This is a genomic window from Bacillus sp. FJAT-44742, assembly GCF_002797315.1.
Lineage (GTDB): Bacteria > Bacillota > Bacilli > Bacillales > Marinococcaceae > Thalassorhabdus > Thalassorhabdus alkalitolerans.
Window position 1 is genome coordinate 2677989 of record NZ_KZ454936.1, and the last position, 16685, is coordinate 2694673.

Consider the following 16685-nt stretch of genomic DNA (forward strand, 5'->3'; position numbering starts at 1 on the left):
TTCACAAAACTACTGATTACTCTTCCAACCTTGTATGGATGAATCGTATAACATACCGGAAGATCAAATCCCTTTCTGGTTCGTTCAATAGTTCATGGTATAGCCCTTTCCATTCCCTCAAAGAGCGGTCACTGGTTGTTAGCTGATTAAACCAGCGATGAGCGGCATATTTATCAACTACATAATCGTCACCGGAAACCATAGTGAGAAGAGGAACATCCGGGAAGCGCTCAGCTTCCATCAAGCTGATTCTCATTGCTTTAATTAATTCCTGATACCAGCGGTAACTCACCTTTGTGACCCGGAGTTCATCATTCCTGTAGGCTTCTCTGATTTCCGGGCTTCTCGTTACGTATTCTGTGCGGATCCCTGATTCACCGCCCCATGTAGGGGTAACTCTGTGAAGAAGCTTCGTTGCCCATTCCTTCATTTTTCCTGGATATTCGTATAAGCCAAGACAAGGGGATGACAAAATGATTCCCTTCATTGGCATATGCTTCTCCATCACTGAGCGAATCGCAATTAATCCTCCCATGCTGTGACCATATAAAAATACCGGGAGGTCATATTCAGCAGCTTCCTTATACCAGTTATAAATTGTATCTATATATTGATCAAAACTATCTATATGGCCCCGCTTTCCACGAGTCTGGCCTTGCCCTGGCAAATCACCTGCTACCACATGCAAACGTTCCTTATTAAATTTATCTATGACCCAGCGATAGCGTCCATGATGCTCGCCAGCCCCGTGAATTATGATTACTACTCCGATAGCATGTTCGCTGTTCCATTTCTTCATTTGGATTGTCCTGCCTTTCAAGAAAGTCGACTTCCGCGTTACTAGATAACAGCTGTCTCTATTCTATTTATTTTACATGTTATTTGCTACACTTACAGTACTATCTTACAAAAAGGAAGGGATGTTATGTTTTATCCATTTAAAGGGAAATCGCCCAAGATAGCTAAGAGTGCTTATATTTCTGAATACGTGACTATTACAGGTGATGTAACAATTGGGGAAGACTCAAGTGTATGGTTTAATACTGCCATCCGAGGGGATGTAGCCCCCACTATTATCGGCAGCCGAGTAAATATACAAGACAATTCGGTTCTCCATCAGAGTCCGGAAAATACACTGCTCCTGGAGGATGATGTGACCATAGGTCATATGGCTCTTCTACATAGCTGCATTATACGAAAAGGAGCCCTCGTAGGGATGGGAGCGCAAATACTTGATAAGGCAGAGGTTGGTGAAGGTGCCTTCGTAGGAGCAGGAAGCCTAATTCCGCCTGGGAAGAAAATTCCCCCTAATACTCTTGCTTTAGGCAGACCGGCAAAAGTTGTCAGAGAGCTGAATGAAGAAGATGTAAAAGAAATGGAAAGAGTCAGGCAATCATATCGGGATAAAGGACAGTATTACAGAGAAATGCAGGAAAGTAAGATGGAGCTTAGCAGAGAAGATGTCACTGCATCTTTTTAATAGCACATGAAGTGAAGATCAATTGTTGTAGCACGTTTCTTTAAATGCAAGGGGTTGTCTTTTAACGAGTATCAGCAACAAGATGTACCAAAGCCAATACAAAAAGAAGAGGAAGGGCAGCCTTCCTCTTCTTTTTGTATTTTATCAATGATAGTAAGGCAGCTCACGTAAGGAAGATCTGTTCTCCTCAGCTTCCTTTTTATTAATATGTTTATTAAGTAACACAAGACTGCCAAACGTTCCCCCAATAAATACAAATGGTAAGATGATCAATTTCTTCCCCTCCCTCTCCTACTTCCTATTATAATCACTGAATAATTTTGAAAAATCCCTTTTATTCAGCATCCTGTTAAAAAAACCACAATTTTCTTCTTCCTTCTCTTGAAAACATAGAGTAAAATAATTTTAAGCATAGCGGGGGAGTGAGGATCCTATGGATTTCTCAAGAGTAGGTAGAAAGATCTACGAACTAAGAAAATATCAAAAAATGACCCAAGCAGACTTAGCCAAAGGAATATGTACTCAAGCTCAAATCAGTAAAATAGAAAATGGAACAATAATCCCTTATTCAAATACTCTTTTTGAAATTGCTGAACGCCTGGGCACCGATATTTATTACTTTTTTGATGATCTGCGGTCTGACCGGCCCTATTATGCCGAAGAGGTGTGTTATCAGATCAGAGAACTTATTACCTCTCAGGATTATAAGGAAGTCAGGAATGTCATGGAACAAGAAAGAAATAATCCGCTTTTTCAGTCTGGGTCTAATCTTCAGTTCTTTTTGTGGCACAAAGGAATCTGTGCTTACCATGTAGATAAGGATCCAGCTAATGCCCTGTCATTGCTTCAGCAATCGTTACGGATAGATGAACTGTCTGTTTTTACAGAACGAAAAGGGGAAATATTTAATAGCATGGCTGTTATTCTCAACCTTGAGGATAAGTGCGAAGAAGCTATTGCAATCTGTGAAAAAACCTTAAAGCAATTACAGGCGTTTCAAAGAATTAAAGATCCATCGATTCCAATCAGACTTTTGTACACATTATCTAAATCGCTTACAAAAGTAAAAGATTATGAAGAGTCTATTTCTTGTTGTGAAGAAGGTATTACCTTATCCTTGCACGCACGAAGTCTTTATATACTTGGAGAACTTTATTATCAAAAAGGAAAAAACCTGGTATTACTCAATGATTACGACGAGGCTCTCTCCTGCTGCAACAACGCATTTGCAATTTTTAAAGCTACGAACCAGGATCATTTCAGGACAATCGTTGAAAAAGAACAAGCTTTTCTCAGAGAAAAATTAAGATCTTATGATCAATAGTACTTCACCTTTAACCATGATATATGATCATGGTTTTTTTTGAGCTTTCACATATGTTCCAGATACCTGCAGGATAAAGAGTCAGACAATATCCTGGCAGGCACGGACTTGGTGAATTGAATAAGCCGACTCATTGAAAAACAGGCTGCTGAGAAAGACTTCTCAACAGCCTGTTTTTTTACTTATTCATATTGCTGGGCCATGGATGACAACGCTTCTGCTTTATCGGTGCTTTCCCATGGAAGCTCGATATCGGTCCGTCCAAAATGGCCGTAGGCAGCAGTCTGCTTATAAATGGGACGACGAAGGTCCATCATTTTAATAATACCTGCCGGTCTCAGGTCAAAGTTTTCCCGCACCACGTTTACAAGTGTTTCTTCTGAAACTTTTCCTGTGCCAAATGTTTCGATTGAAATGGATACTGGCTGTGCTACTCCGATTGCGTAAGCAAGCTGAACTTCACATTTGTCTGCCAATTCTGCTGCAACGATGTTCTTTGCAACATAGCGGGCAGCATAAGAAGCAGAACGGTCGACCTTTGTAGGATCCTTACCGGAAAACGCTCCACCTCCGTGGCGGGCATACCCTCCATACGTATCAACAATAATCTTACGGCCGGTCAAGCCAGCATCACCTTGGGGTCCGCCAATAACAAAACGGCCTGTAGGGTTAATAAAGTATTTCGTTTCTGCATCTAATAGTTCTGCAGGGACTACTGGCTCAATGACATGCTCCTTCAAATCGAGGTCAATCTGCTCAAGCGTCACATCCGCATGATGCTGGGAAGAAATAACAATGGTATCCACTCTGACTGGCTTTCCATCTTCACCGTATTCAATCGTTACCTGAGTCTTTCCGTCAGGACGTAAATATGGAAGAATTTCTTTTTTACGTACCTCCGTGAGACGGCGGGCAAGCTTATGAGAAAGTGAAATAGGCAAAGGCATAAGCTCTTTTGTTTCGTTATCTGCATAACCAAACATTAATCCTTGATCTCCGGCCCCAATTGCCTCAATTTCTTCCTCTGTCATACTTCCTTCTCTTGCTTCAAGTGCTTTGTCCACACCCTGGGCTATATCAGCTGACTGCTCATCAATGGACGTTAAAACGGCACACGTCTCATAGTCAAAACCATACTTTGCCCTTGTATACCCAATGTTCTTTAACGTTTCTCTTGCAATTTTAGGGATATCGACATATGTAGATGTCGTAATTTCACCTGCCACCAGTACTAAGCCTGTGTTAACTGTTGTTTCACATGCTACCCTTGCATTTGGATCTTCTTTTAAGATTTCATCCAGAATAGCGTCTGAGATCTGGTCACAAATTTTATCTGGATGGCCTTCTGTTACAGATTCTGATGTGAAAAGTCTTTTTCCTTTTGCTTCCATCTAATTATATCCTCCTTTTCCGATTACGAATAATACGGCACTCATTCCCAGATGCGGCAAGTGTAAAAGGAGAAAGAAAAATCTAAACAAGGCGGCTTTGGTCAGCACTCCTTATTTTCATACGATCTTATAAGACTGATCGTATAGCATAAAACCCTTTTCCTTGGCGAGGAAAAGGGCTTTGATCGTTTCACCTTTTTCGCCTCTTATCTTCCAAGACAAACTGTCTTGCCAGGTTAGCACCTTTCCCCCATTTCACTGGGGTGGTTGCTGGGTTTCACAGGGCCTGTCCCTCCACCAACTCGGGATAAGAGTATCCGTTCGCGACATATCATAACGTAGTCACATTGCGATGTCAACTTAGAAACATCTATAAGCTGTTCCAAAGAAATACGTTACCTTTTTTAAAAATAGCATAACTTAATTCGATCTTTGCTGAATCGAGCAAGCACCGCCTTCACATGTTTCATTCAGCATGGAATAACGATTTTTTGCAATCCATTTGTAGGATCTCCGGCCGGCTTTCAACATTCCGGGAGAATACAGAAGTGCCCCGATAAGAGAAGTAGACGGCATTAAGAGCATCATTCTTCGTACCGCTTCAAAACCTGTATACAGGTACGTCCCGTTGACAATAAAGTGAATCTCTTCTTGAATTTTTTGCTGCTGTAAAAATGGAAATTTCTCTTTCAATCCAGGTTCATGAATAGAAACCCAATGCATTCGATTGAACCAATCCAGACGTTCAAAGTATCTCTTTGTTTTTTTACACAAAGGACATAAACTGTCATAAAAGACGATGTAAGATTTATTTGACCAGCTGGCTGCCATAGCGTCCACCTTCCTCTTCTTTTATAGTATCTTTCTACCTCACAGCATCATGAAAATAAACAGAATAATTTCCAAAAAGCACATTTAATTATAGGAAGTAAAAAATATCGTTGTAGCCACATATTCCACAAAAGGTAAAAGGACTAACATAAGGTACATAAAACACAGTGATCCATACTCTAATATTAAACCATCCCCAGAGAGCCGCTTTTACTGGGCTTTTTTCCAAAAAAATCATAAACACACTTAAATTTTTAAAAATAGTATAGACTATATATTTAAATGTGTTATACTAATTTCAACATAGAGGATAAAGGTTACTTTAATTTTAACTTTTTGGATAGAAAGGATTTTGCTGCCATGAATAATACCGTTTGCTTCACTACCGAATTAAAAAATGTGTTACACGGGGGAAATGTCCTTTATGATTTGCCTGTTTCTAAATTAGTAGAGAAATCTTTAATGAGGAACGAAGGGAAACTGACAGCTTCTGGAGCCCTTAGTGTAGATACCGGAAAATATACTGGCCGCTCTCCTAAAGATAAATATATTGTTGATGAGTCTCCTGCACGTGAAAAAGTGGACTGGGGTCCTGTCAACCAGCCCATTGATAAAGAAATTTTTTCTAACCTGTATAAAAAAGTGCTTGCTCACCTTCAAGAAAAAGACGAAGTATTTGTTACACGGGGATATGCTGGTGTTGACCCTGCTTACCGTCTTCCTCTTCAGATCATAAATGAATACGCCTGGCATAACCTGTTTGCAAAGCAGCTTTTCATTCGTCCAACTGAAGACGAACTTGACCGCCATGAAGCTGAATTTACGATTATCTCTGCTCCTGAATTTAAGGCTGACCCCGAGGTTGATGGCACGAAATCGGAAACGTTTATCATCGTTTCTTTTGAAGAGAGAATTGTATTGATCGGTGGAACGGAATACGCAGGGGAAATGAAGAAGTCAATCTTTTCAGTAATGAACTACCTTCTCCCGGAAAAGGATGTTCTACCGATGCACTGCTCTGCAAACGTAGGAGAAGAAGGTGATGTAGCATTATTCTTCGGGCTTTCAGGTACAGGGAAAACGACTCTTTCAGCTGACCCTCATCGTTTTTTAATTGGTGATGATGAACATGGCTGGTCAAATAACGGTGTCTTTAATATCGAAGGCGGCTGCTACGCAAAGTGTGTGAATCTTTCTTATGACAAGGAACCACAAATCTGGGATGCGATCCGTTTTGGTTCAGTTCTTGAAAATGTAATGGTTGACGCGAAAACGGGAAAGCCTGACTATGAAGATACTGCTTTGACGGAAAACACGCGTGCAGCCTACCCTCTTGATAATATTGATAATGCTCTTGTGCCAAGTATGGCCGGTCATCCATCAACGATTATCTTTTTAACTGCTGATGCGTTTGGCGTCCTGCCTCCTATCAGCAAGTTAACAAAAGAACAGGCAATGTACCATTTCTTAAGCGGTTATACGAGTAAGCTGGCTGGTACTGAAAGAGGGGTAACGGAGCCTGAAGCAACTTTCTCAACATGCTTTGGTTCTCCTTTCCTCCCATTAGAAGCTTCTCACTATGCTGAAATGCTCGGAGAAAAGATCACTCAGCATAACGTTCAGGTTTTCTTAGTCAACACCGGTTGGTCCGGCGGTCCATACGGAGTCGGAAAGAGAATGAACCTTCCTTATACTCGGGCTATGATTCAATCCGCACTTCAAGGTGAGCTTGATTCTGTGGAAACAGCCGTAGATCCAATCTTTGGCTTAAATATTCCTGTTCAGTGTCCAGGAGTACCAGACGAAGTCCTGCAGCCAAAGCAAACGTGGGAAGACCCTGAAGCTTACGAGAAAAAAGCAAAAGAGCTTGCTTCTAAATTCAAACAGAACTTCTCAAAGTTTGAAAATACTCTAGAAGAAATTAAAAATGCGGGACCTACAATTTAAATGATGAAAAAGGCGCCTTAGAGGCGTCTTTTCTTTTGTTTCCCTCCCATTTTTTCATCCAGTCACAAGCCTCTTGAAGTACCTTCTTACGATCAAGGTCATTTAGATGATGAGAAAAATCATTATATATTTTTGCTTCGCATGGGGTTTCATATTTTTCCATTTCCCGTTGGAGTAAGTAAGCATGATTGATTGAAACATTCTCATCTTTTCTGCTGTGGATAATTAACAATGGGACGGATAAATTTTCAATATACTTTAAAGGGGTCCGCCTTTCATATTCTTCCGGCTCTTGAGCAGGAGTGCCACCTGTAACCTTTCGAAATGTTTTTTGTAAATCCTCCCTTTCCTCATATGTCATCCGCATATCGGTTACACCGCTCCATACTATCACAGAAGAAGACTGAGGCCTGGAAATGGCTGTGAACAAAGCCATTGCTCCCCCTCTTGAAAAACCCATTACATGAATTCTTCTCTCATCAACCTCCTCAAGACCGGCTAATATATCAAATGCAGCTGCAGCATCCTCCCGATCCTCCCCAATGAAATCTTCTGAACCTTCTCCTCCTTCATTTCCCCGGTAGTATGGGGCAAACACTACATATCCCTCTTTTGCAAGTGTGGTTACCCACTCCTTGCTAACCATGCCGAATGATTTATATCCTCCGCGTAGATATAACAGACCTGGTAATATGGCAGTCTGTTTAACAGGCTTTCCCAGGCACCCTTTTACTTGATAAGGGCCACTTTGATAAGTCACTTCATACAGATTAACAGTACTAGACGTGGATGGTATTTGTTGAAAGGTAACCAATGTTCATCCTCTCCTTTGTTTTATTATAGGGGCCAGCATCCAATCTCTTTTCCCCTAACACCATCCTAAAAACACTCACGGGGAGTATCTATGAGAGGATTGCTGAACCAAGGCGCTCTTGTTCTGTTTCCATCGGCAATTGTTCCTGCAACGGCACGCATCCTTACTTCTTCAAAGGAAACCGTTAAAGCAGCCAAGGGAACTCGTCCTATTTTCTATACTCCCCTTTATACAGCAATTGAAAAAGGCTTTTTTCAAGAGGAAGTGGTAAATGTTATTCTGCCAATCGTTTGGGACGGAGACATTAACGATCACTTCCCTCTTAACGAATGGATGTGGTATATACGATACTTTTTATTCCTCGTTTCTATTCAAGCAGGAGTAACAACTTGTAACTTCCCTTCCATCTTAAATTCAGCCATAAAAAAAACCAATTGTTAGATGATGTGTCTAACAATTGGGGTGGAGTTCTTAGCTCGGTAGGTCTCTTTGTTGTGAGGCAGGAAGCAATCCATTATCAGACAAGAATTGCAAAGAATGTGTAAGTACTTCGTCTTTCATAATAAAGCTATAATTTGAAAGGCTCTTCCGGTCTCTTGGAAGGTTTTCTAATATAACTGGTCCTTTTGTTTCCATGTAATCAGCTTTTTCAATTAAGTCTTCAATGGTGGCAAAATAAATATTTTTGACCACTGTATCAGCTTTCCCTTTTACCTCATATTGCCCAATGTATTCAATGGTGTTCACTTCTCCTCCTGTTTCCTCCCACACTTCACGTTTGGCAGCTTCTTGAGGAGTTTCCCCAGCTTCAACCTTTCCACCAGGAAACTCAAGACCTCTTCTAGGATGATGAGTAAGAAGCCAACGGTTCTTATACACACAAATCACCCAAACATGGCCTGGCTGCTCTGAAAAAGGATTGGAAGAAAAGGCTAGTTTAACTTGATTGTTGTAATAATCATGGAAAGTAAAAACATTCATTGTACCTGCCTCATCTCTTGCACCAAAATAAAATTCCGTTACTTTGTTTATCATCATACCATTCCTGATTATTCACTTAAACTGTAACGTAATACAACAAGCTTTTTTTACTGGTTATGTTTGCTTTTTAAAGCACGAGGGAACGAGATTTTCAGTATTACTCTTTCCCTGCTGAACAGTTCATTAATCCTGTATGTATGCTCAGCAAAGGAGTTGTTAAAGGAGTTATTCACGATGAAAGAGTTTTATCAAAAAGAATGGGAGAAAGCTAAAGATATTTATAAACTCCCTTTTCTCATTGTCTTTATTCTTACGTTAGCCATCGCTGCCGGAGGCTATATATTTCTGATAAGCAATCCTCCAATCGTTCATGCAGCCATGGAACAATTGGGAGCGCAATTTGAAAATATGGGAGCGGGTCCAGACGCAGAACATTCAACTTTGTTTTGGGTCATCGTTTTAAATAATCTTCAAGTTTCTTTCTTCGTTATAATCCTTGGATTTATTCCTGTCCTTTTCCTGCCAGCTCTCAGCCCTGTCATTACCGGCTTATCCGTAAGCGTTGTGTTAGCCTTTACACAAGCAGCTGGGGAAAACCCTCTTTCTGTATTCGCTTTAGGGATCCTTCCCCATGGAATAATTGAAATGATCGGCTTGTTTTTATGCAGTGCAGCAGGAATATATATTAGCCTGAGTATTGCCAAGAAAATCTTTTCCCCTAACAGGGATTCCATTGAGTTGACACTCAGGATCGGGCAGGCTTTTAAAACTTACTTTGGAGTGGTCGTTCCACTTATTATTATTGCAGCACTTATTGAAGGATTTGTCACTCCTCATTTTCTCGACATGATGGAGTAAAGGGGATTTGATGTTAGGAGCGGGAATCCTCGCTTCTTTCTCCTTTTACTTCTTTGTATAAGTTTTCCGCAACTCTGTGAGACCATGAGCCTTGGTCTTCTTTTCTGTTCTTGAACTCCTCTAAAAGATTTTCTCCCGAAAAACCGTCTTCAATGAGGCCTTCAAGAATGACATTAAAGACATCATCTTTTTGTACTGCCATTTTCCCATCAAATAAAACACTTATAGAATTAGATAATGTAATAACATCCCTTACCTGAGCAGTCATTGTGGCGGGGTCGTTTCTCTCGTCAGTTATCGTAACTTCTACCACAAACTTTTCCTGAGTTTCTTTCCATTTCTCAAATAATTCTTGTTTCTCTTTGGGGATCACTGCTTCAATTAACCAAAGGCTGTTTTTCTCTTCACGATTTATGATTAATCCATCCTGCAATGGAAGAGCTTCTTGAATAATTTTGTCCTCTTCAGAAAGTACCAATTGCATAGCTACAAGCCGAAACGTCTTCATTCCATCACTCCTAAACGACCGTATCTTTTCTTTAATTGTACCATAATTAAAAAAAGGCAGGCTCTCTCTGCAGCCCGCCTTTTTCTTACTATTTGTTTAACAAAGCCTTAATGATGCTTGCTTTTTATCCCCTGCATCTTTTCTTGTGACCATCCACTGCAAAAACTCTTTTTCACCTGTTGTTAAGTCCCGTTTTAATTCTATTTTGCATTGTTGGATTATAAAATCCTGCAGTACTTCCTTCTCCATCCTATAAGCCCCTTTACAACAAACTTTCTCCAGGTTCTCTCTTTCCCGAGCCTATACGCATTCTATTTCGGGAAGAAATAGAACCTTCCTGCTAAAACCCCTGTTTATTTCATTTTATATGATTTATAGGCTTGATTAAGTCGACGAAGACCCTCCTCCACATGAGACCTTGGGCATGCAAGATTCATGCGGGCAAAACCACTGCCTTCTGGGCCAAAAATATGCCCATCACTCAACGCAAGATTTCCTTCTTTTCTAAGCCACTCCTGGAGCTCCAATCCGGACATACCAAACTCTCTAAAGTCCAGCCAGATTAAATATGTACCTTCCGGCTCAACTACTTTTATCTTTGGCATATTTGTTTCAATATCTTGCTTAACTAATTCCACATTGCCCTTAATGTATTCAAGAAGTGCTTCAAGCCATGGTTCTCCATGAAGGTAGGCGGCTTCAGCAGCAACAGTAGCAAACGGGTTATCAATGCCGACAAATTCATTACTTAAATGTTTTTCATAGGACTTTCTTTCTTCACTATCCTGAAATATTACGTAGGACAGCTGCAGAGCAGCCAAATTAAACGTTTTACTCGGGGCCATACAAGTAATAACTGAAACATCTAAATCGTTATTAACCTTAGCAAAGGGCACATGTTCTCCTTTTAATATAAGATCAGCATGAATTTCATCAGAAACAACAAGTACATTGTATTTTTCGGCTAATTCCCCAACTTTTCTTAGCTCTTCTTTTTTCCAGACACGTCCAATTGGATTGTGGGGACTGCATAAAAGGAGCATCTTAGCTCCAGCCTTCATTTTTTCTTCCAGGTCTTCAAGGTCCATGACAAACCCTTCTTGAGTTTCTTTTAGAGGGTTTTTTACAAGAGTTCTTTCACTATTTTTGATAAGTGAATAAAAAGGATAATAAACAGGTGTTTGGATAATAACTTGATCCCCTTTAGCAGTAAATGTCTTAATCAGATGACTGATTGCAGGGACTACTCCTGGCGTAAAAACAAAATCTTCTTTTTGAACTTTCCACTGGAATCTTTTCTTCAGCCACCCGGCTGTTACTTCACGCAAGGAACCAGGCCGTGCATGGTAACCGAAAATTCCGTGGTCTACTACCTGTCTCATCGCATCTAAAACCGGTGGTGGAGCTTGAAAGTCCATGTCAGCCACCCACATTGGCCATAGATCTTCTGATTGATATCGTTCCTTTAATAAATCCCATTTCATTGAGTTTGTTTGTTTTCTTTCAAAAACCTCATCAAAATTCATACCTCGCTGCCTCCCTTGGACCTCTTTATGTACTCAGTTTCTTACTGTATTTCAGAATTCACATTTCTTAATAGTTTGCACTTATTTTTGTGATTTTTCAAGAAACACTATTTTCTCCTATTTTTCAACCTTTTTCACAAAAAATTTCACTCAAACCAAAGGAAGCTGACTCTCAAACTGTTGGAACTGGAGCTCTTCTTCACCACAGAAAAAATAACCCCCCGTCAAATACGGGGGGGGGGGCTCTAATATCTGGGTTCCTTTTTTCAGCACAATTCTAATCTATGACTCTTGCAGCTCCGGCATAACTATCCTTCCAGTAGTCGGTGTAAGGAGTATAATCAACCCCGTTCGTATCGGTAGCATGGAGTAAGGTTTCTGAATCGATATATATTGCTACATGATTAATAGTATCATCTTCTTCTGTATCAAAAAAAACCAAGTCTCCTTTTTTTATTTCACTTTTGTTAACTTGGTCTCCCGCTCTAATTTGGTTTCTAGAGACGCGAGGCAGGGATATACCATTCTCTTTATACACTCTCTGCGTAAAAGAGGAACAATCAAAATAATCGACTGTATGAGGGGAAGCCCCAAATTCATAAGGAGTGTCCAAATATTGTTCTGCTGATTCTATTACCCCGTTTACTTTCATCTCTCTTGGCAGATAGAGATCAGCAGTAAGGCTGCTGCTATCCCACACGGTCTCAAGTTTGAGTATTTCTTCAAAAAAAGCTGTTTCTGCCATAAGGCTTCCTTCTTCACTGACATAAGTTGATGGGAGATCTGCATTTTCTTCATTTACTCTTGCCGTATTTCCACCCACACGAAAGGAAATTTCTCTTTCACCCTTGTATATGACTATCTCTTCATTATCGGAAAGTCTATCAATTTCATAACCTGCTTCCTCTGCTATATCTTTAACAGGAAGAAACACTGTTCCCTCAGTGATAAGAGGGCTTTGATGAACAGACAGCTCATGGCCCTCCACTCGGACGATTGCTTCTTCATCTCCTGCAGCGACTTCATAATATAAATACACAGCGGAAGGAACACTTAGAAACAAGCAAAATAGTAAAAGTTTTTTCAAAGATTCACACTCCATCTTTTAATTTCCCATTCATTTTACCCGATCCAGTCTTGCTTTTAAATCATTTGATTTCGACTTTTTCCTGTTTTTTCTCTTTTGTAGCCTTTTATAATATTAATTTTCATCCCTAAATATTGACAACTTGTCGCTTACTAAATCTTGAATTTTTTTGTGAGAATACATTACAAACCGCCTGTTATTCAGCTAATTGTTATATACACTAAAACAAAAGGATTATCCAATTAATGTAACTTAGTAGACAACCTGTACAATTTCTACCTGGTGAACATAATCGTTTAAAGGAGGAATTTATGAGTACTAATACAGAATTACTTCGGCCCGTAACCCAAATTACAATTCGTGATATTTTAACCCGTCCCCTTTTTCAACATGTGTCTCTCATAGGAAACGACCAATCCCTTACTCGCCCTGTCTCCTGGGTTCATATCATGGAGGTTACGGAAGTAAAAGAACTTCTTAACGGAAACGAACTTATACTTACCACCGGTATAGGATGGCATGATGACGAGACGCTTTCTTATACGTTTTTGCAGCAGCTAATTGAAAGCAATGCCTCAGGGTTATGCATAGAGCTTGGAACATACACTTCTACACTGCCCGATAGTATGATCAATTTAGCAAAGGAGCATGATTTTCCTCTGATTCTGTTTCATGAGGAAGTAAGGTATATAGATATCACACAGGATCTTCACAGCTTTTTCATTAATCATTATCATTACATGCTTAAAGATATTGAGAATGTTTCTACTGCACTTAATGAATGTCTTTTAAATGGAAAAGGACTTTACGCACTATTAAAGGAGTTTCATCGTTTGACATCACTTCATGTTTTCTTTGTACCTATCCAGGGAGACAGTTACTTTTTCCCTCCACTTTCAACTAAACAACAACAACATTTCATAAATGAATGGATAAATAAACAGTCACCTCTTCCAGCATCTTCTATTTTGTGTAAACCAGTTACTATTTTAGGACATCATTTCGCTGATCTGATTTTTTACTCACCTGGTAAGGAAATAACAGAATTTAATGAACTGGCAGCTGATCGCTGTGCCACGGCAGCAGCTCAAGAAGTCATGCGCACTGTTTATATAGAAGAGAGAAAAAGATATGAGGAAGAGGCATGGGTTCATGACTGGCTTATGGGATCCCATGACGAGGAAGAGCTGACTACGAAACTAATGGAATTGCATCCTGGTGTTTCTTTCACAGAAGGCTCCGTATGTGTGATTGATAAAACTTCCATCCATGTGAACCAGCAAAGCTTTGACTCTTATTTTATCCAAAAATCCATGGTAGCCAGATCATATTTTGAAGCAAAGAAGATATTATTTATTCCTGCTATTCTACAAAATTTCATCGTGTATGTCCTCATTAATACGGCTGGAAATTCAACAGTATCTTTTCCTCAGCGAGTCTATGAATGCTACAAAAGGCTTCAAAAAACAGAACAAGAAGGCCAAGCAAAAATGTATGAGCAGCTTGCCTTTGGTAAATATGTTACATCAAGTAAAGATATACAAAATAGCTTTAGCACCGCAAAAGAAACGCTTCGAATTCAACAAAAGATCGGCCCTATGAACATCCCTTTTTATGAAAACCTTCATATTTATCGCAGCATTCTTCAAATGGATGAAAGGGGAGAGCTGGATGACTTTATAAATGAATATCTAGAACCACTTCTTTTTGAAAGCCCTGATAAATCAAGAGTTCTTCTACAGACACTCCAAACCTATCTATCCTGCCTTGGTGCAAAACAAGAAACAGCCTCTTCTCTTTTTATTGTTCGTCAAACTCTATATAACCGGTTGGAAAAAATTGAAGAACTCCTAGGCCATGATATATTAGAAAATCCAAAACGTCTCTCATTAGAGATGGCTCTTTACGCATATGAATACCGTTTCGGTTCATTTAATTCCACTAATAATTAAAGGTGAGGAGCGTGGAAACATATACCGCCCGGCACATTACCACTCGTCTATGACCAATAAAAAGTGTACCGATTATCCTATTAGAGTAATCGGTACACTTTTTTTAAAGTAAGGCTGATTTGTGCCAGCCTCTTTACCTGTTAAATTGTTCTTTTTGTTTCATCAGCACAAAGGAGAAGTATTTCCTGGCATCTGAATTTTGAATGTGAAGCTGTACCATCTCTGTATCTTTTGTAAAGTTTACAAAAGCTCCTTCAAGGTTTTCTATCACCCCTGAAATTGCATACCCTTCTTCGAGCAGTCTATCGATTTCATTTTTTTCATCCATGTATCCCTCATGTTCTCTCATCCTATTCCTCCTGTCCGATTTTAAGAATTTACTGCCCAGACATTAATCTATGAAGCTGAACTTTTATACCGTCCCCGTGCCGGCAACTTCTTCGTCTGCCTCCCCTACATGATCTTCTGCTCCCACCGCTTCTTCTTCAATCACCCAGTCTCTTCCCACAGTGATCCCAAGGTACTTCTCATCATTTTCATCTTCAAGTTCAGCTTGATTATACTTCTTAAACCACCAGTATTTTGCCAGAATGTAATAGCTTGTGCCTCCAGCTGCCAAACCGACAATAAAGGAAAAATCCATGAATAGATAGGCACTGATTCCGCCGATGGTCCATGCGATAAATCCAGCTGCATTAATTCCTTTGTAATAAGCGTATTGGCCATCACTTTTATATAAATCAGGGACATTTACCCGGCGTTTGCGAATAATATAGTAGTCTACGATTAAAATCCCTACTATTGCCGAGAGAATGCCTCCAATAATTAAAAGAAATGGGACAAGAATATTAAATAGGTTCCAGGGCTGTACAACAGTACCTATCACCCCAGCCATAAATACCCCAACATAAAACGGAACTTTAGGGCCACCTACGTTTGAAAAAATTGTTGCAGCAGGAATTACATTTGCTGATGTGTTTGTTGACCACTGAGAAAAGACTATCATAAGAAGTAATACCGCCAGCGCTGCTCCAGTAGCTGTCTGTTGCAAAGCTTCTACAGGGTCAAACACCCCAAGTGAAATGTAAGCTACAGCACCGATGCTGACGATGAAGGTTTGAATGATTGGAAGCACAACGACACTGCCCACAAGCGTACCTTTGTTTCTTTTCAGCCAGCTTCTTTCATTCTTTGGAGCTTTAATGAACCTGGAAATTGAGGGGATATCTGCTCCCAGAGTTGCCCAAAAACCCATGTTAGCAAAAATAACCACGATAAATGCCATCAATGCAGAAGTCCCCGAGACAGGAGCTTCTACCCATGTCCAAATATTATTTCCTTGCGAGGTTGCTGATCCTGAAAGCACATAGAACATCCATATGGAGATAAGAATAATAACAGGAGCTGCTAAGTCTGCAAATCTTTCTACTGCTTTGATCCCAATAGCTGTATTTACAAGCTGTACAGTGGCAAATACTGCATAGCAAAGAAGCCAGTTATCAAATCCTGTCAAAATGTTTAATATTCCGTTAATAGCTGTTGAACCAAAAAACGTATTAATCCCAAACCAGAAAGATGCTGTTACCCCTCTGGTAATAGAGGGGAGATGGGTGCCAACCGTTCCGAATGGCGCTCTCATATAAACAGGAAAAGAGAGTCCATGTTCAATTCCAATATCACCAACGATTGTAATAAACAAGCCTATCGCAATCGTCCCGATAAGCGTAGCAAGAAGCACCATGCCAAGCGGTAAATTTATTATCCCTTCACCCCCGATGGCAAAGGCAGCAAGTACCACAGCCATTCCTACCCACATCACAGAAAACCCAAATGTGCTTATCTTCTTTCCAGAGTGCTTTACAGGCAGCAAATCCGGAGATTTTAAATAACTATCTTTTTTCATGTTCATCCTCCTATTACTGAATATTCAGATATATGAAAGGGGCATTCATTCGGGCTGGCATCTGTGTATATTTATCTTTGCAA

General features: G+C 40.0%; 18 protein-coding genes and 1 riboswitch. Of the genes, 6 read left to right on the forward strand and 12 right to left on the reverse strand.

The features are described from left to right. Positions 1-16: 16 nt before the first annotated feature. Positions 17-799 carry an alpha/beta hydrolase gene (locus CEF17_RS13280; RefSeq protein ID WP_100400913.1) on the reverse strand — a complete coding sequence of 261 codons (783 nt, stop codon included), beginning with the start codon at positions 797-799 and terminating at the stop codon, positions 17-19. A 126-nt stretch (positions 800-925) separates the two neighbouring features. Between CEF17_RS13280 and CEF17_RS13285 the strand changes: the two genes are divergently transcribed. Beyond that, positions 926-1480 carry a gamma carbonic anhydrase gene (locus CEF17_RS13285; RefSeq protein WP_100399941.1) on the forward strand — a complete coding sequence of 185 codons (555 nt, stop codon included), beginning with the start codon at positions 926-928 and terminating at the stop codon, positions 1478-1480. Between the two features lie 144 nt (positions 1481-1624). Here the strand turns inward: CEF17_RS13285 and CEF17_RS20870 are convergent, their stop codons facing one another. Beyond that, on the reverse strand, positions 1625-1753 hold the full coding sequence (locus CEF17_RS20870; RefSeq protein ID WP_269799454.1) for a hypothetical protein: 129 nt from the start codon (positions 1751-1753) through the stop codon (positions 1625-1627). Positions 1754-1913: 160 nt separating this feature from the next. On the opposite strand from CEF17_RS20870, the gene CEF17_RS13290 reads away from it, so the two are divergent. Continuing rightward, positions 1914-2804 carry a helix-turn-helix domain-containing protein gene (locus CEF17_RS13290; protein ID WP_100399942.1) on the forward strand — a complete coding sequence of 297 codons (891 nt, stop codon included), beginning with the start codon at positions 1914-1916 and terminating at the stop codon, positions 2802-2804. 182 nt (positions 2805-2986) lie between these two features. Here the strand turns inward: CEF17_RS13290 and metK are convergent, their stop codons facing one another. Continuing rightward, positions 2987-4195 carry a methionine adenosyltransferase gene (metK, locus tag CEF17_RS13295; protein ID WP_100399943.1) on the reverse strand — a complete coding sequence of 403 codons (1209 nt, stop codon included), beginning with the start codon at positions 4193-4195 and terminating at the stop codon, positions 2987-2989. Between the two features lie 203 nt (positions 4196-4398). Next, positions 4399-4509: riboswitch (SAM riboswitch) on the reverse strand. Positions 4510-4615: 106 nt separating this feature from the next. Next, complete coding sequence (locus tag CEF17_RS13300) at positions 4616-5026, reverse strand: thiol-disulfide oxidoreductase DCC family protein (protein ID WP_100399944.1); 411 nt, start codon at positions 5024-5026, stop codon at positions 4616-4618. Between the two features lie 360 nt (positions 5027-5386). Here CEF17_RS13300 and pckA point away from each other — a divergent pair, with 360 nt between their 5' ends. Beyond that, a complete protein-coding gene (gene pckA / locus CEF17_RS13305) occupies positions 5387-6973 on the forward strand; it encodes a phosphoenolpyruvate carboxykinase (ATP) (RefSeq protein ID WP_100399945.1) in 1587 nt (528 codons plus the stop codon). On the opposite strand, the gene CEF17_RS13310 is transcribed toward pckA, so the two are convergent. After that, entirely contained in the window at positions 6963-7787 is an 825-nt protein-coding gene (locus tag CEF17_RS13310) for an alpha/beta hydrolase family protein (RefSeq protein WP_100399946.1), read from the reverse strand. The two genes, pckA and CEF17_RS13310, sit on opposite strands and share 11 nt — an antisense overlap. A gap of 90 nt (positions 7788-7877) precedes the next feature. Between CEF17_RS13310 and CEF17_RS13315 the strand changes: the two genes are divergently transcribed. Next, positions 7878-8228 carry a hypothetical protein gene (locus CEF17_RS13315; protein ID WP_100399947.1) on the forward strand — a complete coding sequence of 117 codons (351 nt, stop codon included), beginning with the start codon at positions 7878-7880 and terminating at the stop codon, positions 8226-8228. A gap of 30 nt (positions 8229-8258) precedes the next feature. On the opposite strand, the gene ytkD is transcribed toward CEF17_RS13315, so the two are convergent. Next, complete coding sequence (gene ytkD / locus CEF17_RS13320; RefSeq protein WP_100400914.1) at positions 8259-8768, reverse strand: RNA deprotection pyrophosphohydrolase; 510 nt, start codon at positions 8766-8768, stop codon at positions 8259-8261. Between the two features lie 234 nt (positions 8769-9002). Here ytkD and CEF17_RS13325 point away from each other — a divergent pair, with 234 nt between their 5' ends. After that, entirely contained in the window at positions 9003-9626 is a 624-nt protein-coding gene (locus CEF17_RS13325; RefSeq protein ID WP_100399948.1) for a stage II sporulation protein M, read from the forward strand. Positions 9627-9639: 13 nt separating this feature from the next. On the opposite strand, the gene CEF17_RS13330 is transcribed toward CEF17_RS13325, so the two are convergent. The 4 genes from CEF17_RS13330 to CEF17_RS20630 form a co-directional block, all read right to left on the reverse strand. Then, positions 9640-10134, reverse strand: coding sequence for a YwpF family protein (locus tag CEF17_RS13330; protein ID WP_100399949.1), 495 nt, complete (start codon positions 10132-10134; stop codon positions 9640-9642). A 96-nt stretch (positions 10135-10230) separates the two neighbouring features. After that, on the reverse strand, positions 10231-10383 hold the full coding sequence (locus tag CEF17_RS20070; RefSeq protein WP_157843038.1) for a hypothetical protein: 153 nt from the start codon (positions 10381-10383) through the stop codon (positions 10231-10233). Between the two features lie 104 nt (positions 10384-10487). Then, on the reverse strand, positions 10488-11660 hold the full coding sequence (locus CEF17_RS13335; RefSeq protein WP_100399950.1) for a MalY/PatB family protein: 1173 nt from the start codon (positions 11658-11660) through the stop codon (positions 10488-10490). 277 nt (positions 11661-11937) lie between these two features. After that, positions 11938-12747 carry a C40 family peptidase gene (locus CEF17_RS20630; protein WP_232725507.1) on the reverse strand — a complete coding sequence of 270 codons (810 nt, stop codon included), beginning with the start codon at positions 12745-12747 and terminating at the stop codon, positions 11938-11940. A gap of 311 nt (positions 12748-13058) precedes the next feature. On the opposite strand from CEF17_RS20630, the gene CEF17_RS13345 reads away from it, so the two are divergent. Further along, complete coding sequence (locus CEF17_RS13345; protein ID WP_100399952.1) at positions 13059-14699, forward strand: PucR family transcriptional regulator; 1641 nt, start codon at positions 13059-13061, stop codon at positions 14697-14699. Positions 14700-14832: 133 nt separating this feature from the next. Here the strand turns inward: CEF17_RS13345 and CEF17_RS13350 are convergent, their stop codons facing one another. Both CEF17_RS13350 and CEF17_RS13355 read right to left on the reverse strand, forming a co-directional pair. Next, positions 14833-15048: a hypothetical protein gene (locus CEF17_RS13350; RefSeq protein ID WP_100399953.1), complete on the reverse strand. Its 216-nt coding sequence runs from the start codon at positions 15046-15048 to the stop codon at positions 14833-14835. Positions 15049-15111: 63 nt separating this feature from the next. Then, positions 15112-16602, reverse strand: a complete 1491-nt coding sequence (locus tag CEF17_RS13355) for an NCS1 family transporter (protein WP_100399954.1) — start codon at positions 16600-16602, stop codon at positions 15112-15114. Between the last annotated feature and the right edge of the window lie 83 nt (positions 16603-16685).